The 21,746-nt window shown below is 51.4% G+C and carries 14 protein-coding genes; 6 read left to right on the plus strand and 8 right to left on the minus strand.

Features of this window, described 5'->3' with window-relative positions; all coding sequences use genetic code 11:
- Positions 1-178: 178 nt before the first annotated feature.
- Positions 179-1,024, plus strand: a complete 846-nt coding sequence (locus EL633_RS34330) for an LLM class flavin-dependent oxidoreductase (protein ID WP_126631709.1) — start codon at positions 179-181, stop codon at positions 1,022-1,024.
- Between the two features lie 92 nt (positions 1,025-1,116).
- Here EL633_RS34330 and EL633_RS34335 read toward each other — a convergent pair whose 3' ends face one another.
- Positions 1,117-2,922: a cellulase family glycosylhydrolase gene (locus EL633_RS34335; protein ID WP_174845193.1), complete on the minus strand. Its 1,806-nt coding sequence runs from the start codon at positions 2,920-2,922 to the stop codon at positions 1,117-1,119.
- A 348-nt stretch (positions 2,923-3,270) separates the two neighbouring features.
- On the opposite strand from EL633_RS34335, the gene EL633_RS34340 reads away from it, so the two are divergent.
- Positions 3,271-4,653, plus strand: a complete 1,383-nt coding sequence (locus tag EL633_RS34340; RefSeq protein ID WP_126631710.1) for a helix-turn-helix domain-containing protein — start codon at positions 3,271-3,273, stop codon at positions 4,651-4,653.
- A gap of 205 nt (positions 4,654-4,858) precedes the next feature.
- Here the strand turns inward: EL633_RS34340 and EL633_RS34345 are convergent, their stop codons facing one another.
- Positions 4,859-6,028 (minus strand): AI-2E family transporter, encoded by a 1,170-nt coding sequence (locus EL633_RS34345; protein ID WP_126631711.1) that lies wholly within the window; start codon positions 6,026-6,028, stop codon positions 4,859-4,861.
- Positions 6,029-6,441: 413 nt separating this feature from the next.
- Between EL633_RS34345 and EL633_RS34350 the strand changes: the two genes are divergently transcribed.
- Entirely contained in the window at positions 6,442-7,188 is a 747-nt protein-coding gene (locus tag EL633_RS34350; RefSeq protein ID WP_126631712.1) for a DUF2182 domain-containing protein, read from the plus strand.
- A gap of 106 nt (positions 7,189-7,294) precedes the next feature.
- Here EL633_RS34350 and EL633_RS34355 read toward each other — a convergent pair whose 3' ends face one another.
- The gene (locus EL633_RS34355; protein WP_126631713.1) at positions 7,295-7,576 is read right to left on the minus strand and encodes a hypothetical protein; all 282 of its coding nucleotides are present in this window, start codon (positions 7,574-7,576) and stop codon (positions 7,295-7,297) included.
- Positions 7,577-7,965: 389 nt separating this feature from the next.
- Here EL633_RS34355 and EL633_RS34360 point away from each other — a divergent pair, with 389 nt between their 5' ends.
- Complete coding sequence (locus EL633_RS34360; RefSeq protein ID WP_126631714.1) at positions 7,966-9,165, plus strand: hypothetical protein; 1,200 nt, start codon at positions 7,966-7,968, stop codon at positions 9,163-9,165.
- 121 nt (positions 9,166-9,286) lie between these two features.
- Here EL633_RS34360 and EL633_RS34365 read toward each other — a convergent pair whose 3' ends face one another.
- From EL633_RS34365 to EL633_RS34385, 5 genes are all read right to left on the minus strand, one after another.
- Entirely contained in the window at positions 9,287-9,820 is a 534-nt protein-coding gene (locus EL633_RS34365) for a DsbA family protein (RefSeq protein ID WP_126631715.1), read from the minus strand.
- 699 nt (positions 9,821-10,519) lie between these two features.
- Positions 10,520-10,924: a hypothetical protein gene (locus tag EL633_RS34370; RefSeq protein WP_126631716.1), complete on the minus strand. Its 405-nt coding sequence runs from the start codon at positions 10,922-10,924 to the stop codon at positions 10,520-10,522.
- Between the two features lie 157 nt (positions 10,925-11,081).
- Positions 11,082-13,502, minus strand: a complete 2,421-nt coding sequence (locus EL633_RS34375) for a serine/threonine protein kinase (protein ID WP_126631717.1) — start codon at positions 13,500-13,502, stop codon at positions 11,082-11,084.
- A 9-nt stretch (positions 13,503-13,511) separates the two neighbouring features.
- Complete coding sequence (locus EL633_RS34380) at positions 13,512-16,091, minus strand: hypothetical protein (RefSeq protein WP_126631718.1); 2,580 nt, start codon at positions 16,089-16,091, stop codon at positions 13,512-13,514.
- A gap of 944 nt (positions 16,092-17,035) precedes the next feature.
- On the minus strand, positions 17,036-19,507 hold the full coding sequence (locus EL633_RS34385) for a serine/threonine-protein kinase (protein WP_126631719.1): 2,472 nt from the start codon (positions 19,505-19,507) through the stop codon (positions 17,036-17,038).
- A 298-nt stretch (positions 19,508-19,805) separates the two neighbouring features.
- Between EL633_RS34385 and EL633_RS34390 the strand changes: the two genes are divergently transcribed.
- Positions 19,806-20,246, plus strand: a complete 441-nt coding sequence (locus EL633_RS34390) for a hypothetical protein (protein WP_126631720.1) — start codon at positions 19,806-19,808, stop codon at positions 20,244-20,246.
- A gap of 230 nt (positions 20,247-20,476) precedes the next feature.
- Positions 20,477-21,709 (plus strand): ATP-grasp domain-containing protein, encoded by a 1,233-nt coding sequence (locus EL633_RS34395; protein WP_246039320.1) that lies wholly within the window; start codon positions 20,477-20,479, stop codon positions 21,707-21,709.
- The last annotated feature ends 37 nt before the right edge of the window (positions 21,710-21,746 follow it).

Consider the following 21,746-nt stretch of genomic DNA (forward strand, 5'->3'; position numbering starts at 1 on the left):
CTTTCTATTAAGTAGTCAACTCACTGGCGTCTACAATCAGTATATTGGGAGTAAAAAATAATCGATGCGATGGTATGGTTATTAAGCGTGTTCAGGACTGTAATATGACGGAGGATGTCATGAGGACTAACATACTATGTAGAGGAATGATGAAATAGAGACAAGGAGAAATTTAGCTATGCGTTATGGTTTCATTCTTCCTGGTACTGATATCTGGACTGCACCTGAGATGGCGGTAGAGGCGGAGGCAGCGGGCTGGGACGGCGTGTTTATTCCTGATAGTATCTCAATTGATACTGCTGGCTATCCAGCCGGACCCAACTATGATACCTGGATTGTATTGGCCTTGATGGCAATGCGTACTGAGCGCGTGACACTGGGTCCGATGCTGGCCGCGATCTCACGGCGACGTCCCTGGAAACTGGCGCGCGAAACGATGACCCTGGACCATCTTTCGCATGGTCGCTTTGTGTTGCCGGTTGGCCTGGGAGCGGCTACCGATGATGCAGGTTTCTACAAAGTAGGAGAGGAGATGAGTGCCCGAGGTCGCGCGCAGCTTATGGATGAGTGCCTGGATATCCTGAACGGAGCCTGGAGCAGCGAACTGTTCGCGCACGATGGAGAGCAGTATCATGTACAGTCCATGAAACTTCTCCCTGCAACTATACAACGACCCCGTATCCCTGTCTGGGTTGTTGGAGCGTGGCCGCGTCAGAAATCTATGCAACGCGTACTGAACTGGGATGGCATTATCCCCCAGAAAATGGGTGGTGGTGACAATCCGATGACCCCGGATGATATTCGGGCCATCAAAAGTTATGTTGAGGCAAACCGCCAGCATTCTACCCCGTTTGACATTATCTGGGAAGGTGAAACGCCTGGGGATGATCCTGAGCGTGCGGCGGCGATGGTACAACCCTGGCAAGATGCAGGTATCACCTGGTGGATGGAGTCTCGCTGGACTTCCAACAGTCCTCAAGAGGTGCTTGCACGTATTAAGCAAGGACCACCTGCAGCCATTTAAAATCAGAACGGAAATGCAAATAGGGTTTCTGCGGACGCGTATGGTGTGTCACCGGAACAATGCTGTTCCGGTGACGATTGCGTGTGTTGAGTCTAGGGTTCGGTACCCCAGACGAGTTGGCCGCGATAATAGGCGGTAATTTTAGTGGATGGCGAGAAGCTGGTCTGACTGCCGTTATACGAATAGTCATTATTCTCGTTGTAGTTGGACCAGTCGTTTTTGTTGAAACGGTTCTGAATGTCTCCGCTGTTGGCTCCTGCTGCCAGGCTGCCGGCTCCGGATGTGAAGCTGACTTCCAGGTAGTAGTCGGCGTTGGTGCGACCACTGACAGGAACAAACTTGCCTTTGACATTACTACTGCCGATCTGGGCATAATCACTGGTGTAGGTCTGGCTCTGGTTGCCATCGATGGTATACCAGTAGCGGATCGTGACATCGCTCAGATTGACGGCTTGCTGACCTGTGTTAATGACCTGTATTTGTGGTCGGATCTCACTATTGGTAGCGCCACCTGGATCACCAACCTGATAATTCACTTTTAACGAGACACCCGGTACAGGCGTTGGAGTTGGTGTCGGGTTAACTGGCGTAGGCGTAGGCGTTGGGCCAGTTGGAGTTGGTGTGGGTGTTGGATTTGTCGGTGTTGGTGTGGGTGTCGTACCCGGCTGGGTCGGAGTCGGAGTCGGTGGTGGTGGATTGGTGCCATTGAGCGCGAACTCGATGGGGGTCAGATAGGCCTGTTTAGTCTGATTGACCGTGTTCCAATCATCATTCAAGATCCCACCAGTATCGCCAGAATCGGGATTCCAGCACCAGAAGGTCCAGTTGAAGCCGTTAACACCTTTGCCGAGATAGTTCGTGAGCGTTGAGAGCCATTGCTGGTCCGAGGTGGTTGCCAGTTTGGTACCAAACTCACCGAGCCAGACTGGTGCGATATTTTGTTTGGCGATATAGCCCCAGTGCTTGTCCCAGATGCCGGCCAGGTTATTGGGATAATTAGGATCGCTAAACCAGGTCTGGTTAAAGACGCTGGCTGGATAATCGTGGGCGGAATAGACCAGACGGTTGGCTACATTCAGCTGAACCGGCTTCTGTGCTACCCCCTCCAGGTTACCGCCCCACCAGTAGCAATCGCCGTTGGCCGCGCCATTGGTGCCATAGCAGTCTACGCCTTCTACAAAGATCAGCCAATCTGGATTTACACCCAGAATCGCATTACCGGCACGCTGTGCCGCCTGTTGCCAGTCCGTGTTCGGGTCTCCACAGCCCCAGCAAGCAGGCGCATGTGGTTCATTATGCAGATCCGCGCCAATTACGGTTGGATTGCCCTTATAGCGCTGCGCCAGCATCTTCCAATCCGAGATCCAGCGCGATTCAGGATAGGCTGAGGTATACCAGAGTGCTGATTGCGCACCGGAATCGGGACGATGGCGATCCAGGATGATGCGCAGGCCCTTCTGACCAGCATAATTAATGATCTTGTCCATGATCTGGATACCGCTCAGTCCCTGTAAATCGGCATTCTTGCTATAGTCGATTCCGTTGGGTGTACTGCCAGCATCAAATAGCTGATTAGAGTACGGTAAGCGAATCGTGTTGTAGCCAAGGCTACTGATCTGATCCAACATATCTTTGTAACCACGTGACCAGAGACCGTGGGCAACATAGTTGGAGGTCTCAAAACCAAACCAGTTGATACCGGCAATCTTCACCGGCTGGTTGTTTGCATCTAGAATCTGTGCGCCACTGGTATGCCAGTAGCCGGCGCCCGCAGCCTTTGCCTGTTGGGCCTGCAATTGGAACAAACTTCCACTGATCAACAACGCCAATGCTCCAATCATTACAAAAGCACGACCATGATGCCAGATTTTCCAGCGTTTAATTGCTGTTGCGTGCATAGTAACTCCTTCCAGGATTTCCCGTACCACCATCGGTAGAATGATAGAGTACTACTGTATAAATACAGGATGGGGAGTGTAGCGGTCAATGCGTCCTGTAGGACTGAATAAAAACTGAAGACTACTTTGTCATTTTTTATTCATCCAGTAGCGTGTTAAGATATATAATAGCCATGTATTGCTAGAGGTGATATGATAGTCTGCACATGAAAGTGTATACTATTCATGGTATATTTTTTTCCTGAAATCGCACCCACTATGTACTCTTTTTCAGGCATAGTAGCTTGAAATTACACAGCTAATCGATCGTCTTTGTTGATGGTTCACGATCCATTGTGGGAGGAATGCATGGGGACACATCTCTTACGCATCGCGCGTTGTCTGCGCAACCTAACAATCAAGCAGCTGGCTGAAGAAGCCAGAGTTGGCTCATCCACCATATGGAGGGCCGAGCATAGCTATCCGATTAATGCCGAGTCACGTCGTCGTCTCTGTCTCTATTTTGGCAAGAACGCCCAGGAGCTTGGCTTGATTCGGGATGAAATGCCGGTGGAGCCTGAACCAACCGAAGTGTTGGTACCGTTTGAGCGGGTGGCGCAAAATCTCTCATCACCCCAGGAGAAGTCGCAGCAGCGCGAACAGGGACCAGAACAGCATGCTGGTGTCTGGTTGGCCTTGCATGCGACCGAGCTCTCAACCCTCTTCGAGACTGGATGGAGCATTGAAGAGGTCCTCAATTCGTTACGCGTAGTATTGCGTGGCACCCAGGGACTCCCATCAACCGTACGGCAAAAGATCATGAGGATCGACGATATTATTCCTAATGCCAGCGACCATGTTTCGATGGATGAGCGTACCCTGTTGTGTCAGACGCTCCAACAGAGCGTCGCCGAAGGCTGGCAACGCTTTCATACTATGCGTCCAACCGAAGTATTTGTTTCAGCCCAGGCCCAACTCTATTTAGTACAGCAGACCCACGAGCTTATTTTTCCTGAGGTCCGTTACGGTTTGTATGCCGCTATTTATAATCTGATCGGGGCAGCTGCTTATTTACAAGGATCCTATACGGCCGCCCAGCAAGCGTATACCAAAGCGCATATTGCCGCTCTGGAGGGAGCGGATATCTGGAATATGGCGCAGAACCTGAACTGGCAGGCTATTATCGCCAATGTACGTGGAAACTACGATAGTGCTATCGCCCATATTGAGGCCGCGCTGCGCCTGGTCGTCAATGAGTTTGGAGAGGAATTTGTGCGTTTACGCGCCCATTTACTGGCTGACTGGGCCTATAATGCCGCACTCTTGCAGGACGCCCATCGTGCTGAAGAAAAGTTGGACGCTTCCGCTCGTTTTCTGGAGAAGCTGGGACCACACGAAGAATTTGATCAGGCCAAGTGGCACCAGATGGCTGGTAGTTGTATGCTTACTCTCAAGCACTATTCACGCGCCATTAATCATTTAGAGCAATCTCTGGAACAGCAAGCTCCTCAATGGATTATTCGGCGTGCCCTCACGCTGGTTCCACTCGCCGAGGCCTATGCGCGTAAACGCGAACTTGAAGCCAGCTTGAATACCGCCGAAAGGATTATGACGCTCCTTGAAGAAGTTGATTCCAGTATGCTTAATCAGCGTTTCCAGGAATATCAACATACTTTAATTAAAACGTTTCCCCATGAACCACGCGCTAAAGCGTTGCTTACTCGAGCGCGGCAACATCCGATGGCTCTTTAAGCATTGTTTACTTTGCTCTGGTGAGGGGAGTTGTGCTCCCGCTCACTCGGGTACTGAAGTACCCTTGCTTTTTTACTATAGATGGGAATTGGTGTGTTTAAACACACCAATTCCCATCTATAGTAAAAAAGGGTGTTTGCATTTGTGATTGATGAGAGAGTGTGTTTGCATCTGTAGGTGCGAACACCCTTGGGTGATACTATGGCTACCCTTTCTGGATGGTAGAAGCTTTTTCTGGGAGTGATATTTTGTTGGTTTTGTCGCTATCCTCTTCAGTAAATTCTTCCGGATGGCGGGTGCGCCAGTATTTCCAGTAGGCTTGGAGTAGTGCCTGAATAAGTCCGACTACTGGTGCGGCAAAGAAGGCACCTGCGATGCCGAAGCGTTCTGAGCCAGCAAACACGGCGAATATTGTCAGAATGGGATTCAGTCCAACGGAGCCACCAAGGATACGGGGTGCGAAGACGTTGTTTTCTAGTAATTGCATTACGAGCATAAAGGCTACCGCAATGATGGCGATGGGCACGCTTTTGGTGATGGCCAGCACAAAGATGGCCACGCCAGTGATATAGATACCGATCACCGGAATAAACTCCATCACAAAGGCTAGAATTGCCAGCAGCAAAGCATATGGGACTCCGATAAAGAAGAGTCCAATGCCGGTCAGGGTACTGATGACAGTAGCAAGCAGGAAAGTACCGCGAATGTAGCCACCAACGACGTTGCCGGTGATATCCAGGACCGTGTTGACGGTCTGGCTATAACGGCGAGGCAACTGGGTACGCAACCATTTGGTGGCCCGTGGGCCACTCAACAGGAAGTAGACACTGAGAAGTGTAATCAGGACCGTGTTGAGCAACACACTAAACAGATTACTGATCACTGGCACAATATTGGTCAGAAGGCCCTGAAGCTGTGTGGCCAGGCCACGCGCCCCCGAGTTGATCTGGTCACGGGTAATCCCAAATTGTCCCAGCGCATCGACAACAGGCTTTAATTGATCATTGCCATCTTGATTAACCTGCTGCTGGATATAGTGAATCAGTGAGGTCAGCTGATGTACCAGCGTTAACCCCACAAAATAGAGCAAGGTCACCAGGGCACCAAAGACGACCAGATAGACCAGTGTAATCGCGATCGGCTTAGGAATATAGCGACGGAGAACCTCTACCAATGGATAAATGGCATAGGCGATCAGGGCCGCAATTGCCAGGAGAATAACCGCCTGAGAAATCTGACTCACCAGCCAGAAGAAGACACCAGTCAGTGCGATCCAGGCTAGAATTGTCAGAGAAATGAGTAGTCGATCCAACCAGAGCTCCCGTTTCGTACGCTGAGGCGCTGTCACAGCTGGTTGTTGTGTATCTAGCGACATGTAGAAGTATCCTTCTTTTGTAGTAGTACATGAACAGTTATTACGTTAATAATCCCATGCTTTTTTTGCAGATAAGTTGCATAATAAAATAGTTGTCTCCTCTTTTTACGGAAGGCATACGAAAATAGTTGTGCCCTGCTACCAATGTGCCAATCCTTTCTTGTGATAACCACCTTAGCCATCGAGGATACAGGATGAAGTGTATCGGCATGGAGTGCTTATGGGATCACCTGTATATTCTTGATAATTTGCTATAGACTTCGCATGTTAAATCAGTTTATACTTTTCATATGCTTCTATATTTATCTTGTATGCTGTGTCAATAGCATCAACCCCTCCATGTTATCGTGCTTTGTACTTGTCATTGTAGCGTTGGCGCTGTAGAGAGACGAGATGAAGAGAGGGGGTATGGTATGAATTATCCGCAGTATGTGTCTATTCAAGGTGGCATACGCGAGGCCCGCTGGTCTGCTTTTATCCTTCCCTGGTGTTTACTTTTTTTGAGCTGGTCGGTGCTGGCGGTGGCTTTCTTTACACGTCAGGACGCCTGGTTGGACCATGATTATTTGCTGGCATCCAGACACTTGTCCTGGCAACTGGCACTGTTATTGTTTATATTGAGCTGGCAGGTGATGGTACTGGCAATGATGTTGCCCGGACTTTGCGTGCAACTGTGGTGGTTGGTTCCAGTCAGAGGACAGAGCTGGCCAGTCCAACTACAGTTCATCCTTGGCTTTTCGGCCGCCTGGACCCTTTTTGCGCTTGGCGCCTTCAGTGGTGATGGTTTGTTGCATAATGTGGTGCGCCACTGGCAATGGCTCTACCTGCACAGTGTATGGATCGGTGCAACACTCCTGGTGGTGGCTGGCGTTTTTCAGTGGAGTTCCTGGAAACTGCGCTGTCTGGAGCGTTTCCATATCGTGGCGGTTGATGATGGTGGATCCCCGTTGGAGCATGGTTGGCGTTATGGACTGTGGGATATGGCTGGCAACGGAGCCTTGATGTTAGTTATGTTTGGTATCGGCATGCGCAGCTTTTTAGCGCTGGCCAGTTTATCCGCCTTGATGTGGATTGAGCATGCAAACTGTGCCAGCAAGCTCCTCCCACGTCTGATCGGAGTTAGTTGCTTTATCGCTGCCATCCTCTGGCTGGTCTTGTAGTGTTGGCGATTTACCAGATCGTTTGTGCTTGATGATAGGAGGCACCACGTGGGCCGCCGTGTCGGCCCACGTCTGTAGCCACCGAATAGATCGGTCGCAGGTAGATTTAATCTTGATCTTGATCTTGATCTTGATCGCGGTCTCGATTGTTACCAACACCATTGACAATGATGATGCGGCGTTCGTTGGTGATGCCATCGCCGAGGCGGCTAATATTGTTCGTGTTTGTTTGATTTTGGCTCTGGTACCTGTTGATCGTGCGCAAACCAGGTGGCAGGGGCTGTGGGTTCAGGCCACCGCTGACCCGCATTAGCTGCTCATCTGAAAGCTCGCTGAACTTTGCCACTTGTTCCATCGGTGATGACTGAACTTTTTTCAGGCGTTTCATGTGTAGGCCTTCCCTTCTGTGTTGAGTAGAATGAGCAAGATGCTTTTTTCTACTTACATTATACTTGAAGCCTGATATAAATATATTTTTTGAAGTTTAACACACAAATACAATGCTGTTTGTATTTGTGTATATATATGTATGTTTTGACACTTCGAGCATTTTATATTATTCTAAAGAATATATTATGCGTAATAAGAGTATAATATAGCATTGTGCTTGCATGTCTTTTATGGCTTGTTTATGGTGAGAAATGATTTTCGCAAGCATCACAGATAACCGTAGAAGGCTGCAAGCTTCGTTACGGCAGAGATGAATACGTAGCTTGCTCGCTATGGGCAACAAGCGATCCCCCTATGTAACCTTTGTCGTTTGTATGGGAGAGAACCATGTCATTTTCGATTGGAACACGTATCGCAGTTAGTGCATTATGCCTTGCCTGTGCAGGAAGTTTTGCCGCGCCTGCGACGCAGATACATGCGGACACAATCAAAAATAGCAGTTGTCAGAGCTGGCAACTTATGTCCAGCCCAAATCCTGGGATGGTCAATAGTAGCCTGGGGCTCGCAGCCAGCGCAGGCAATGATGTATGGATGGTTGGTCAACAGAACGGCACTACGAAAGATCCGCATGTCGCGCCTTTGCTTGAGCATTGGGATGGTAGTAAATGGAGCGGCATGAGTGTCCCAGCCACCAAAGCGATTTCAGTGCTGTTTGCGGTCACTACTAACTCACCGCAGGATGCCTGGGCGGTTGGTATTAATGCAGACAAAAATGCGCCGACCAGTACCCTGACAGAACACTGGGATGGTAAGCAGTGGCGTAGCGTGGCCAGTCCTAATGTGTCTGGAGCTAATGCTAACAATTTCCTTTATGGGGTTGCCGCCAGTCGCGCCAATGATGTCTGGGCGGTCGGCGAAGCTAATGCTAAACAAAGTAAAAGTAGTGCCTTGCTCGAACACTGGGATGGTAAGCAGTGGAGCCTTGTGGCCAGTCCCAACGTTGTCCAGGGTGCTAACCATCTCCAAAATGTCACCAGTCTGTCTCCCAATGATGCCTGGGCGGTTGGTAGCGTCAATATCAACAACCAGAGTGCCACCCCCCTGATTGAGCACTGGGATGGTAAGCAATGGCGCCTGATAGATAGTCCTAACGTAGCAGGACACGTAAATGCGTTGACCGGCATCTCTGCCAGCGCCCCTAATGACATCTGGGCCGTTGGAACGAGCATTGATCCTAAAAGTGGAGATAGCCGGCCGTTGCTCGAACACTGGGATGGTAAGCAATGGAGTATGCTGCCAGACGTTGGCCTGGTTAGTGATGGCGGATTACAAAGCGTCATCGCCCTCTCTCCAACCAACGTTTGGGGTGCTGGTTCTCAGATCAATGATCAATCCAAGGAAGTGCCTCTCCTTGAGCACTGGGATGGTAAGCAATGGAGTATTGTGGCAAGTCCAAATAGTCAGGCTGATGGTAGTAGCCTGAATACCATTATCCGTATACCCGGTACCGCCCGACTCATCGGTTCTGGTACATCCTATACCAAAGATACAGCCAGCACCCTGGTCATCAGCACAAGTTGCTCATAGCTGCTTGCAGCGGCGACCCTCTGGATTATCCAGAGGGTCGATTCAATGCGATGAGTAGATGCAATGCTTTCCTCAAATAGAGATGTATTGTGAAGGAAGAAAGTGTGGATAAGCCACGAAGTTACGCGGATACCTGCGTGAGTGCAGCCAGAAGTGCTTCTTGCTCCCAGGAGCCATCATAGCGTACTCCGTTGATAAAGAAGGTTGGTGTTCCCTCTACTCCACTGCGTATGCCATTCTCTTCATCATCCCGAATGCGGTCCCGATAGCGATGTTCGTGCATATCCTGTTGATATTGCTCCTGCGACAGGCCAACAGCATCAGCAAAGCGGGCCAGATCAGCATCCTCTAGCGTATGCTGATGATGAAAAATGTAATCATGCATTTCCCAGAACTTGTCCTGTGCCGCCGCCGCTTCCGCCGCTTCCGCAGCCTGAAGGGCATGAGGATGAATCTGGAGGAGAGGAAAGTTCCGAAAAACGAACCGCAAGCGATCTCCGAGTTGTTGTTGAATCTCCCGCACGATCGTGTTTGACTGCCGTGTATAAGGGCACTCGTAATCGCCATACTGAACAAGTGTCACCGGGGCCGTTACAGGTCCCTGGCTGTGATCCTGCTCGCTAACGGGTACTGTCAGGTGGACATGTTTTGTCATCGTCTTATTTCTTTCATAAAAAGCTATTGGACACTTTTGATAACTCAACACTTTACATGAGTAAGAAGCTTTTATGAGACCTTACGTAGCATAAAAGCAAGATCATAACATCAACTCCACGCCTTATCATCGCAACCAGGAGGCAATGTTTCTCCCCTATAGTATATGCAGAAATATGAGTGAATTTGCAAATGGTTGTTTAACATCATGTGCGACACCCCGTGCCCAAGACATCCTGTGTTGCGATATTTCATGCCCAATATGACCATGATCAGGGACCATAACATGAGCCGAGGAGACGGCTCACGGCCGCAAGGGACATTGCCCTACAATAGCCATTTCCATGTCACTTTATCGTAGGAAACCGTAAATCAATTGGCTTACCGTCCTTCAGGGCGAAATGGGTTGCAATGGCTAATAGATTCAACTTGGCGCCTCCTGATTGAGAGGCTGGCGAATAGTGAGCATGTCTCTCAACGTAACGGCAGGGCTTGTCCCTGCCCCAATTCACGTACGAGCAGGTACACGTACGAGGTTGGCTCCGTTTCCTCAGGCGCTCGGCATCATGACCACGTGTTTGAGGCACTTTTCATACGTGAACTGGGGCAGCCGCAAGGGCGTGCCGTTACGCTGGGAGACGTGCTCAAGAGGCGTGAGCGTATCCATGACCATCACCTACTTTCCAAGCTACTTGAATAGTCACCCACTAATTTGACGTGATCTAAATAGAGTTAAGCATGCGAGTGCTAAGACAAATAATATTATTAATAAATCTGTAATAGAGTAATAATAAGAAGATGTAGAAAAAGCTTCTAATATGTCAATTAAGATAATAGAACCCATTGATAAGGTGGCTATTCCCGCTGAAATATCACTTTTAAGAAAGTTTTTTCCTTTTGATTGATGTTTGGCAGAAAAAAATAAGAGAGCTACCGTAAAAGAAAAAAATACTTCGATAAAATAAGGGACGTGTAAGGCACGCTGACTTAGATGAACTGAAATAGCAAAAAGGAGTAACGTTAATAAGAACACGGTAAAAAGTATGATGAAAAATCTCTTTTTAGATAATCTCGCCCATATAGTAGTCGTGAAAAAATGTTTCATATTATCTCTTCCTTGTAGTTTTAAAATATGATAATTGTTTTCACTGCCCCTTGCGACCGTGGGTCGTCTCCTCGGCACACGTTAATGTCTCTGTTGACGATCATGATCGCCCTCACAGCGGTATGTTGTTCGGTCGCTTCGACAGAATCCTGTGCATTTATTGTCCGTTGCGAGGGCTGAGGATGATGGTGATGTCGTCGAGGGTGGTTGGGATATGATCGGTGCCGAATGGCAGGCGAATATCCACGCTCTCTACGCCGGGTTGGGTAATCAGGTAGGTTCTGGCGACATCGGCGCTGGCGCCTTTGATGGGTGCCCGTAGCTTTTTGATCTGGTCGTCACTAAAGTTATAGGACCAGATGCCCTGGGCTTTGAGGGTGAGGTAGGCGAGGCCATCTTTCCCGGCGGTGGCATCGATGGGATCGCTGACCGTAGCCTGTCCCTGGAGTTGATAACCAGTACCAATTTTTTTCCTGGCATAGGTATTGAGCAAGGAGAGGGCAGCCGCCTGGGCCACACTTTTCTGATAGACCGCGACCTGTCCCATCACTTTGATGGTGAGCTGTACTTTGTCCACGGTCGCGTTGACTTGATTATCGGTATCGGTGTTGACTATCTTATAGTCTGGAACACCAGCCATGATTTCGTTGTTTTTGACCTGCTGCAGTAGCTGACCCTGGAGTTGCTGCTTGAGTTTGCCAAACAGTTCGGCCTTCGTGGCATCCAGGTCGGATTGGGAGAAGAAGTGCGTGGTGGCATCATCTGTCCCACCGACGAAGGGGGCCGGATTGCTGGTGAAGAGCGTCGGTTTGCAGCAGGTGCCGCTGATGGCGTTGGCGGCGATATTGCCGGCCTGACCAGTCTGCAAGGCAACCGCTGGCAGGTCAATACGACCGGGAGTATTATCCTGTTTGGGTGGCACCGTGCTGTCCTGGACGAGTTGCACCTGGACGCCGTTCCCGCTGGTCAGGATGAGATTTTTGGAGACCGGGATCGGATTTTTGGTGGTATTGACAAAGCGGATCAGTCCGCTGGCCCGCTGGCCGTTGGTTTTGTTGATGCCGGTAGTGGTAATGACGGTTTTGATCTCCTGTGATGAGCTGAGCAGGCGATCAGGTATGGTGCGGGCATTCAGGTCGGTCGTTTTAACCTGTGGCGAGGCGGTAAGCAAAAAGGAATTTTCGAGTGTACTGGATTTAGGGGTGATGCGGATCGTAGCGGTCTGTGTACCTCCTAACAGGGGCACTGTGGGTGGAAAGAGGCTGGCCCCCAATACGCGTGGGACGAGCAGCATCGCGAGTAGCACCAGGGCGACCAGGGCCAGGACCCAGATGAAACGCTTCCGTTGATGTGGGATCGTGTGTGGCCGGCTGGTGGATATAACTGGTTCCTCGGTGATACGTGGGCGTTGACGGACGTTCTCAGCGGCATAGAGGCGCTCAGGTTTCTCTGGCCGTTCAGTACGTTCGGTGCGCTCTATATATTCTGGCTGCTCGCTACGTTCACGTTTATCGCGTACCGCTACCTGTGGGGGCAACTCGCTGGTGCGTGGACGTTGATGCATAATGATTGGGCGCGGTGGATCCACCGGTGGACGCCGCAAGTTAAGCGCGTTTTTATGACGCGGACTTTCTGGCGGCGCATCTATTGCTGAACGCTCCTCCGGACTCAGTTGGAGTGTGGCACGCGTTGGCTTGACATCCTCGGTTACTGGCAAATCGGAGGATGAGCCCTGGAGGGCATGCAGGAAGGCCACACGCAGCGCAGCCACATTCGGATAGCGATCTGCGGGATCCTTCGCCATGGCCGTCCTGACGACCTCTCCTAGCTCAAGAGGGACCGATGCATCATCCTCACAGGGCGACGGAATCGGATCGTGCAGATGCATCTCGATGACACGCACCTCATCGGGATCATTATAGGGCAGGTTTCCGGTCAGCATTTGATAGAGCAAGACACCGAGGGCATAAATATCGGTTAAAGGTGTCACAATGCCCAATGTCTGTTCAGGGGCCATATAGTGAGGAGTACCCGGAACCTGCTCCAATGGAATTGGCTTGCCGACCTGACTGGCATCGCTGGCACGGACCGCGCGCACCAGGCCAAAATCAGCCAGATAGGCATAGGGAGGCATATTACGTCGTAGCTCCAACAGTACATTGGAGGATTTAATATCGCGATGGATCAAGCCATGGTCATGGGCATACTCCACCGCATCCAGCATCTGCTGATACATCGCCGAGACCTCGCCAAGTCCTGGCAGATTATGGCGCAGATAGCTGGTGAGCGTACCTCCTTCGATAAAGGGCATCACCAGATAGAGGATGCCCTGCTCATCACCAAACTCGATCAGTGGCAAAATATGTGGATGTTGCAGGCGAGCAACCGTCTTCGCCTCGCGCGCGAAACGCCGCCGCATATCTGGATCGGCGGCATAATCGCCCAGGATCACCTTAATAGCGACACGGCGATCAAAAGCCGTGCGCTGACGCCCCTCATAGACGGCTCCCATGCCACCGATGCGAATGCGCCGGATGATATCGTAGTTACCGAGCTGTTTGCCCTCTAGCGACAGCATTACGCGCGTTTATCCTTTCAATGGTCCAGTAGAGCTGATGGACCCCCGCCCTTCAGGTGCTACTGGTGTCGTGTCCGGCCCGGTCACAGGGGGAGTTGTGCCCCCTGGATTCGTCGTTGGAGTACTGGGTGAGCCAGGAACCGACAATACGTCAATCTTGATCTGATTTGGATCGGTTGGCATGGTCTTGCTATTATCGCTTAGCTTGATTGTGGCATCCTTGAAGCCTTTTTGTGCCTTCAGAAATGCCTGTGCATCCGCCAATTTCTTACCCGCCAGATTACGGGCCAGCTCCGATTTCTGTGTATCTCCAACCTGGAAGGCCCAGGTGCCCTTAGCGTTTACCAGCAAGGTAATGTTCTGACCCTGCTTATTGACGTTGACCACCTGTGAGCTGATATTCCCAACCAGTGCATAACCAGCCCCTGGATCGGTCGTCGCCTTCTTCTGCAAACGATCCTGTGCCACCTTCAGCGCCCCCGTCTGATCATACGCGATGCCCGTACAGGTCGCAGTGACCGTTACCGGCACAGAAGCGATATTGTGGCCTTGATCGCCAATATTGTTTTGATTGACATCCACATTCTTGGTACAGGTCGGGTTCCCTACCAGACGCTCATTGGCTGCCAACTGCTTATTAAAATCCGTCTGCGCCTGTTGTGAAAGAGTCGTCAACAGTGGATTTACTACTGCATCTACATCTCCCTGCTGCACAAAAGTATAATTCTGCGGATCAACACCCCCGCTGAAAGTGCCATTGGACACAGTGATAAAATCACCAGCCAGACAACATGGTTTTTTAAATGCGCCTGCTCCTAGATTTCCCTTACTGCCTGCTGTTGTCGCATGCGCTGTAACTGTGCGCTGACCAACTATAGCAGGAAGATTACTTGCAGGAATAGTTACCTGGCGATCAGGGATATAGGATACGCCATTTGGTCCGTTGATAGCTGTAGCATTAATCGTTACAGCCTGTGAAGAACCATTAACGAATGTTAACGTACCAGTTGCCGTGGCGGGATCAGTGGCAGTATGACCGGTGCCGTTGACCTGACGGTTCTGGGCTGCTGGATTAGCTTTGAGGTTATGCAGCTTGATCTGGAGTTGGTTGGGATTGGGATTGGCGTCCACTGCCTGCATAACGTAATTGTCGGTAATAACCTTGCTGTCAGGTGTCACGGTGACGGTAGCGGTGGTCGTTGGTGCTCCCTTGGGAATTATGCCCGAAAGTGGTGCGCCGACCGTCCTCTGGAAGCTGTCGGGTGATACTGAGGCAAAGATGCAGGTAGCAAGTACAAGGAGTGCCAGCAGCAGCACTAAGAGCATAGCAACGAGGCGCCCTGGCCTGCGTTCACGATCGCGTGGGTTTACAGGGCGCGGAGGAGTTCCTCCTGCGGGCGGACGTTGGATGGGTGTGGCAGAGGCTGCATTGGCGCTGCCAGCGGACGCATTAGGTCCTGCTGTGCGGCCTGCTCCAGCTGCGGCCAGAGCAGCGCCCGCGCCTGCCGCGCCTGTCGCCATACTGCCAGTGCGACGACGCTTGGCGCCATGGGTTGGTGGTGGTAGATCGGGATCCTCAAGCTCATTGGGAGTCACCACCGGTGGGGGAACATTCTGTTTGCCTGTATTCTGTTGCACCGGACGATTATTCAGTGGCGCACTGGGGGCCTGCCCGGGTGCACGTGGATTCACCGGCTGTAGATCGATAATGCCTGGTCCACCCGGTCCTTGCTGGGTCGCATTAGGATCCAGAGGCACAGAAGGAGCAGGGTTGCGGGTCGCGGGATCCTGGGGAGCCAGCGCCGTCATGTCTTCATCATCGAGATTACCTGCTGGAGGTGCGGGCCGGCTGGCGCGGCGCAAGCGATCGGCGGCGATACCGCCAGCGGCTCCGGCTGCGGCTGCACCAGCAATATTTGAGCCTCCCGTAGGTCCCAGATCATCATCGTCATCCAGCGTACTGCGCCGTGGTGTCGCAGGCACGCGCGGAGTTGATGGCGCCTTTGGTACATTCGTAACCGGCGTTTTAGCAATTGGTGCGGGTGGAACTGACTGAGCATCCTCATCCACAAACTTCGTCGTTGAGTCCGGCTCATTATCAAGTGGCAAATTTCCAGCGGCCGTACCAGCAGCCGCGCCTGCCGCGGCACCAGCGGCAGCTGATTTACCACGTCGTCCAAAGAAACGGCTCCGCTTCTCCGCTGGAGGTTCCACTACAGGAGCCGCCGTGGGGGAAGGAGCCTCACTGGCTCGGAAAGCCTGTGTATAGGCCTCCAATGTCGGATACACAGAAAAGCGACGCTGGCGCGCAAACTCAGCTGGACCAGGACCATCAGGAGCTATAAATATCATCTCGCCCTGCACCGTTTGACGTAAACTTTTCAGATCATCAAAATCCAGCGGACGTTGAAATGCTTTATTTGGATTAGGCAAAACAATGACAATTTGTTGGCGATTCATTTTTTCCTGGGTCAAGATTGCGGTGAGTACACTCTTGCGATCGTCGTTGGGAGAAACATAGATGACACCAATAGTTGCACTCCGAGGGTCATTCGTTCCCAGCAAGTCCGTGCCATTACCCTGTCTCATAATTCAATCCCTCTATGCCATAAAATTTGCGTTTCTCGCCTATGGCGTTCATTTTACACTATACTGATCAAATCGGAAAGAGAAGAATATGTTTGCTTCTGCAAAATTACAGTATTCTCACAAATAATAAAGGTTAGAGCTGCGTGATATTTTTTTTGCCACTGGTGGTGGCTGGCCACGTTACGAGGGGGTTTTTTCAAAAGAAATTTTGTTGGTCCTCGCCGTGTATTCATATATATTTGTTTGGTATACGTTTAGCTAACGTGTATCGGATAATTCTGGCTTCTGGTCTACTGTCTGCTCCTATGATGGGCTCTTCGCCCGCTACGCGGGCGGGAGGGGGGAGGGGGAAACGGGGGCACAGCCCCCGAGCCCCCAGTCAAGGGGCTGGCCGCCCCTTGCATCCCCGCTTTTACCATCATGCAAGGGATTGGCCGCCCCTTGCATCCCCGCTTTTACCATCATGCAAGGGATTGGCCGCCCCTTGCATCCCCGCTTTTACCATCATGCAAGGGGCTGGCCGCCCCTTGCATCCCCGCTTTTACCACCATTTAAGGGACTGGCCGCCCTTGTATGCCCGCTTTGCTAGTAAGTGAAGTGGGTCGAGCCACTTCTGGTATGCCCGCTTTGTTAGCAAGTGAAGTGGGTTGAACCACTGCTCAATACATCTCACATAGCGACCTTTCAGGCCCAACATGCTCACGATCAGGAACCCTGGCAGAGGCTACTCATTTCCAGGTCACTTTATCGTAGATTTATAGCAAAAGTATTTTATTCCCTTTTCAAATAAAAGAACAAGAAAAACGACAGATGTAGGGCAATCTCCTTGCGGGTTGCCGTCTCCTTGACGCACGGTTCGATCGCTATCACATGAAGTGAGTCAGACTATTAGCTTAGTTATCTCAAGAATAGGGTTGATTAGTCAAGCATACAGGATCAACGGATTAGCCCTGGCTTGTTCCGGGGCTGCTTTGTACCTGAATGGTGATTGCGGTTGGATCGGTAGGTAGTGTAGCGGCCGCATTATCCCCTGACTTAATAAACACGTTGACGATGCCTTTTTGCTGCTTTATGATATTTTTTGCTGCGTCGATAGATTTTCCAGCCACCTGACGTAGCAACTGCTGTTTTTGTTCTGCCTTCACCTGATAGACCCATGTGCCATGACCCTGGACCAGTAATAAGCCAGCCGTGATAGAATTAGCTGGATTGGGCATGAGTGTAGTGGTAACCTCCCCTTGAAGTTGATAATCATCCCCAGGATTCTGGTGGGCCTTGGCCAGCATCTGCTGCATCACCAGCTGCTGTAACTCATCCTTATGATAGGACGTACCACTACAACTGAGCGTCACAGATACCTGGGCACTGGTTATATTCTTGCCCTGATCCCCCACTGCCTGATCTGGCTTTGCCTGCGGGCTACATTGCACACTATTTACATCAAGTTGCTCGCCTGCAGGCACATTCGCTTTCAAGGCCGCCTGCGCCTGCGTCGTAAGCTCCGGTTTCACCTGATTGACAACCCCATCTACATCAGCCTGCTGCAAAAACTTATAATCTTGAGTATCCTGCCCGCCTGTGAATGGAGCCTTATTTCTTACCGTCACAAAGTTTTGATCTGTACAACAAGCCTGATTAATACCTAACGTTGTAATGTTGCCAATTGCTCCTTGTTTTGTGGCATGAGCAGGCACATCCTGAGCACCTTGTTTTCCTGTAACAGAACTTGCTGCTGGTATTGTAAATGTGTGATCTGTTAAGAATTCAGTTCCATTGGGTCCTGGGATAGTAATATTAGCATTAACAGTGAATGGAGCAAAAGATCCATTGAAAAATGTCAGTGTGCCTTTGGCTACGACGCCTTGTGTTTGGGTGTGGCCTGTGGCGATGGCTGGTTGAGTTTGGGATTTGCTAGCGGTGACTGTGTGGGTGGTGATTTGGAATTTTTGGGGATCGGGATTACTGGCGACGCCCTGGATAGTGTAATTTTCGGTGATAATGGATGTGTTAGGGACAAGGGTAATGGTGGGGCCGGTCTGGGCACCTGTAATTGTGTGGACACCATTCATGATCATCGGTGCGAGCAGGAAAGAGATCAATCCTAGCAGGAGTAGTGCGATCAGGGCGATCCCGATGCGCCAGGGACGCTGGCGGCGTGGCTGTGGCGCTGGTCGTGTGGGGATCGCGGTTGGTCCGGTGGTAGAGATAGGATCGGGTGATGAAATAGGTCCACGTGAGGTGCGCGGCGGGATGCGGGTCTGTAGATCTGTCGAGCGGCGCACGGACCGTGATTGTGATTCAGTGTTGTTAGAGCGGATGCGCGCAGTATTGGGCTCGCTCTCCAGCTCCTCGAAGTCATCGGATGCTGGTAGAGAGGGCCGGGAAGCCAGCGCATCGGGCGCCTGTCTGGCGGTAGGGCCATAGGATGGCTGGCGGAACGGTAGATGAGCAATGTCATCATCAGCAGCAGAGTCGCTGATGAACGGATCCTGGATAGATCTGGCCCCCGACGACGATGAGTACTGTGACTGATGGCGGGTAATCGCATGGATTGTACTGGCCGACACCACCTCCTGTACCGCATCCCAGAAATCCAGGGCATCTGTATAGCGCTGGCGCGGATCCTCGGCCAGTGCCCGTAGAATAACCCCATCCAGATCTGGAGGTAACAAGCGAAAGACCTGACTGGGTAAGCGCGGAGGTGGCAAAGGATCGCGGCGGCTGATACTCGCCAGCGAACGCCGGAAGGGCAGGCGGCCCGTACAGAGTTGATAGAGGATTACTCCCAGCGCAAAGATATCGCTGGCCTGCTCTACCCGTCCCCGTAACTGCTCTGGAGCCATATAGGGCAGCGTCCCGCCGGACGCAAAGGTAAAATGGGTCGCATCCTTTTCGACCGCCAGTCCAAAATCGCTCAACACCATCTGTTCCGAGCCATCCGCCAGCGCCCGAAAAAGAATGTTCAGCGGCTTCAAATCCCGATGGATCATGCCCTGAGAGTGCGCATAGGAGACCGCAGCGCACAATTGCTCAAAGACCACCAGCGTCTGAGCAAACGCAAACGGAGTGCCGGGCTGCAAACGCTTATGCAGATCCCCATTCTGAGCAAACTCCATCACAATATATGGAATCATCGATCCAAGTGAGCGATCCACCAACTCAAAGCGTGTAGCGCCAAAGATGCGCAAAATATGTGGATGCCGCCAGCGAGCCACCTGAGACGCCTCCTTCAAGAAGCGATCCACGGTACGCTGATCCAGCTCATTATCCTTAATCACCTTAACCGCCACCTCACATGCATCGCGTTCATCCCAGGCCAGACACACATCCGCCATACCTCCGCTCCCCAGCATCCCCTCCAGGCGATAGCGCCCCCCCAACTGCTCCAGCGGAACCCCATAGCGCCACAGCTTCATAGAACACCCCAATCAAAATTATCAAGAGAAACACAGGCGGTAACAACAGGTATGGCATAACTATATACGATATAAGCAATTATTTCATCCTCATAGGAGAAAAGCAAGCATGTCCGCACCCATCCATGCGAACAACGTCCCCAGAATCAACGATGGTTATGTTAGCCTTCTGATGGTGAAAATGGGGTGGGTTTGGGATGATGGGGTGGGTATGAATTGTTATGATAGTTGAAAGGTTGACGTGGGGGGGTATTACTATATATATAGGAAGTATTTTTTTGAAAGGCAGTGTGTGGACATGTCTTATTTTGAAGATGAGTTCCAGGATGAAGGCGAGCTGGGAGGTGAGCGGGGGTTTCGGGGGTATATGTTGCAGTTGACGGGCGGATATTCAGCTTTTCTTCCAATTGATCTGCATCGTATAGGAAGACAGCTCCGGATGCGGCGTGGGGATAATGAGAGAGAATTTGAGGTTGATATCACTTCCGATGAGCCTGGGCCGGGTCGGTGCGCGTCTTTTATTGAGCGGGCAGATCGTTACGGGTTGTTAACGGTGGATGATGAGACAGATGATCCTCGCTATCCGGGATGGGAGCCTTTGCCGCCAGAATTGCCGGATTTCGTTTGTTTTCCGGAGGATCGGCGCACCACACGCTATCGGGCTCGGGCGGTCGTGTCGCGTATCTTGAAGCTTTCAGGTCACGAATCATCAAATAGGGATCGCGGATTTGGCTTTTAAGCTTATTGCGCCTTTCTTTTGCTTATGCAATGATCTCAAGGGTTGAAGTCCCATGCTCGCCGGGTTGAGGTGGGTTATTTGGGTTGGAAATGAACTGGCGCTAGAGATCGAATATCCATTGGTGTTATTCTATAGATAATTGATGATGACATATGGGGAGCAGGAAAGAATCTGGTTTTATAACTATGGATGAAAAATATAGTGATACTGGAAAAAGAATTCTTTTATTAATGTCTCCAGCTACGTATCGGGCGAGCGCTTTTGTGCAGGCGGCCCGCTCTTTAGGTTTGGAGGCGGTGGTAGGATTAGATTTGCCGGAGCAACTGGCCGACTACTGGCATGTACCGCTGGGATTGGATTTTGCGCAGGTGGCGGCTTCGGTTGAGGCGATTGTCGCGTATGCGCGTGAGCAGCCGTTTGTGGCGATTTTGTCGGTGGATGATAGCGCGACTGAGCTGGCTGCCTATGCTAACCTGGCACTGGGACTGGTCAATAATTCGCCACAGGCCAGTGAAGCGGCGCGGGACAAATTGATGATGCGCCAGCTGATGTCCGCCGGTGGTGCCCCATGTCCCATTTTCCGTAGCTTCTGGCTTCACGATGAGCCAGACTGGATCGCCACCCAGATCAGCTATCCCTGTGTCGTCAAGCCACGTCGTCTTTCTGGTAGTCGTGGGGTGATCCGAGCGGATAATCCAGCGGAGTTTCGCGTCGCTTTTGAGCGCTTGAAGCGTTTGCTGATCAGCGAAGGCGCCTCCGAGCACGATACGACTATATTGGTTGAGGACTTTATTCCAGGTGTTGAGGTGGCGTTAGAAGGGCTATTGACGGCCGGCAAGCTCAAGGTTCTCACCTTATTTGATAAGCCAGATCCACTGGATGGTCCATTCTTTGAAGAAACTATTTACGTCACGCCCTCACGCCTGCCAGAGCAGACTCAGCAAGCGATTGCGGAATGTGTCGCCACTGCCTCGGCCGCGCTGGGATTGCGTACCGGCCCTGTGCACGCCGAGCTGCGCGTCAACGAGCAGGGTCCCTGGATGCTGGAGATCGCAGGCCGCTCAATCGGTGGCTTATGTTCAACCATTCTGGAATTCGGTTCTGGCATGTGTCTTGAAGAACTGATCCTACGGCACGCGGTCGGAGAAAAAGTCGAGATGCTGGAACGAGAGCAGCAGGCCGCAGGCGTCATGATGATTCCCATTCCTGGCGCTGGCATCCTCAAAGGCGTCCATGGTATCGAGGCTGCGGAGGCCGTTCCTTTGATTACCGGGGTCGAGATCACAGCCAAACTTAACAACCAGCTTGTACCATTGCCAGAAGGGGCCAGCTACCTTGGCTTTATCTTTGCCCGTGGAGGTACCCCGGCTGAGGTCGAAGCCGCCATTCGTCAGGCCCACCAATGCCTGCGCTTCGAGATCCGACGCGAGATCCCCATTCTCAACCTTAAAGGAGCTAGCTAGACTATGGCAGGGACGTTTGCAGCCAGGCGTCCCTGCC

The organism is Dictyobacter alpinus (genome assembly GCF_003967575.1).
GTDB classification, from domain to species: Bacteria; Chloroflexota; Ktedonobacteria; order Ktedonobacterales; family Ktedonobacteraceae; genus Dictyobacter; species Dictyobacter alpinus.

What these genes read in the sequence shown, in the direction of transcription:
- EL633_RS34345 (WP_126631711.1), bottom strand. Translation starts at nt 6,028, where the DNA reads ATGTCGCTAGATACACAACAACCAGCTGTGACAGCGCCTCAGCGTACG.
- EL633_RS34380 (WP_126631718.1), bottom strand. Translation starts at nt 16,091, where the DNA reads ATGAGACAGGGTAATGGCACGGACTTGCTGGGAACGAATGACCCTCGG.
- EL633_RS34370 (WP_126631716.1), bottom strand. Translation starts at nt 10,924, where the DNA reads ATGAAACATTTTTTCACGACTACTATATGGGCGAGATTATCTAAAAAG.
- EL633_RS34340 (WP_126631710.1), top strand. Translation starts at nt 3,271, where the DNA reads ATGGGGACACATCTCTTACGCATCGCGCGTTGTCTGCGCAACCTAACA.
- EL633_RS34330 (WP_126631709.1), top strand. Translation starts at nt 179, where the DNA reads ATGCGTTATGGTTTCATTCTTCCTGGTACTGATATCTGGACTGCACCT.
- EL633_RS34395 (WP_246039320.1), top strand. Translation starts at nt 20,477, where the DNA reads ATGTCTCCAGCTACGTATCGGGCGAGCGCTTTTGTGCAGGCGGCCCGC.
- EL633_RS34350 (WP_126631712.1), top strand. Translation starts at nt 6,442, where the DNA reads ATGAATTATCCGCAGTATGTGTCTATTCAAGGTGGCATACGCGAGGCC.
- EL633_RS34335 (WP_174845193.1), bottom strand. Translation starts at nt 2,922, where the DNA reads ATGCACGCAACAGCAATTAAACGCTGGAAAATCTGGCATCATGGTCGT.
- EL633_RS34355 (WP_126631713.1), bottom strand. Translation starts at nt 7,576, where the DNA reads ATGAAACGCCTGAAAAAAGTTCAGTCATCACCGATGGAACAAGTGGCA.
- EL633_RS34360 (WP_126631714.1), top strand. Translation starts at nt 7,966, where the DNA reads ATGTCATTTTCGATTGGAACACGTATCGCAGTTAGTGCATTATGCCTT.
- EL633_RS34390 (WP_126631720.1), top strand. Translation starts at nt 19,806, where the DNA reads ATGTCTTATTTTGAAGATGAGTTCCAGGATGAAGGCGAGCTGGGAGGT.
- EL633_RS34375 (WP_126631717.1), bottom strand. Translation starts at nt 13,502, where the DNA reads ATGCTGTCGCTAGAGGGCAAACAGCTCGGTAACTACGATATCATCCGG.
- EL633_RS34365 (WP_126631715.1), bottom strand. Translation starts at nt 9,820, where the DNA reads ATGACAAAACATGTCCACCTGACAGTACCCGTTAGCGAGCAGGATCAC.
- EL633_RS34385 (WP_126631719.1), bottom strand. Translation starts at nt 19,507, where the DNA reads ATGAAGCTGTGGCGCTATGGGGTTCCGCTGGAGCAGTTGGGGGGGCGC.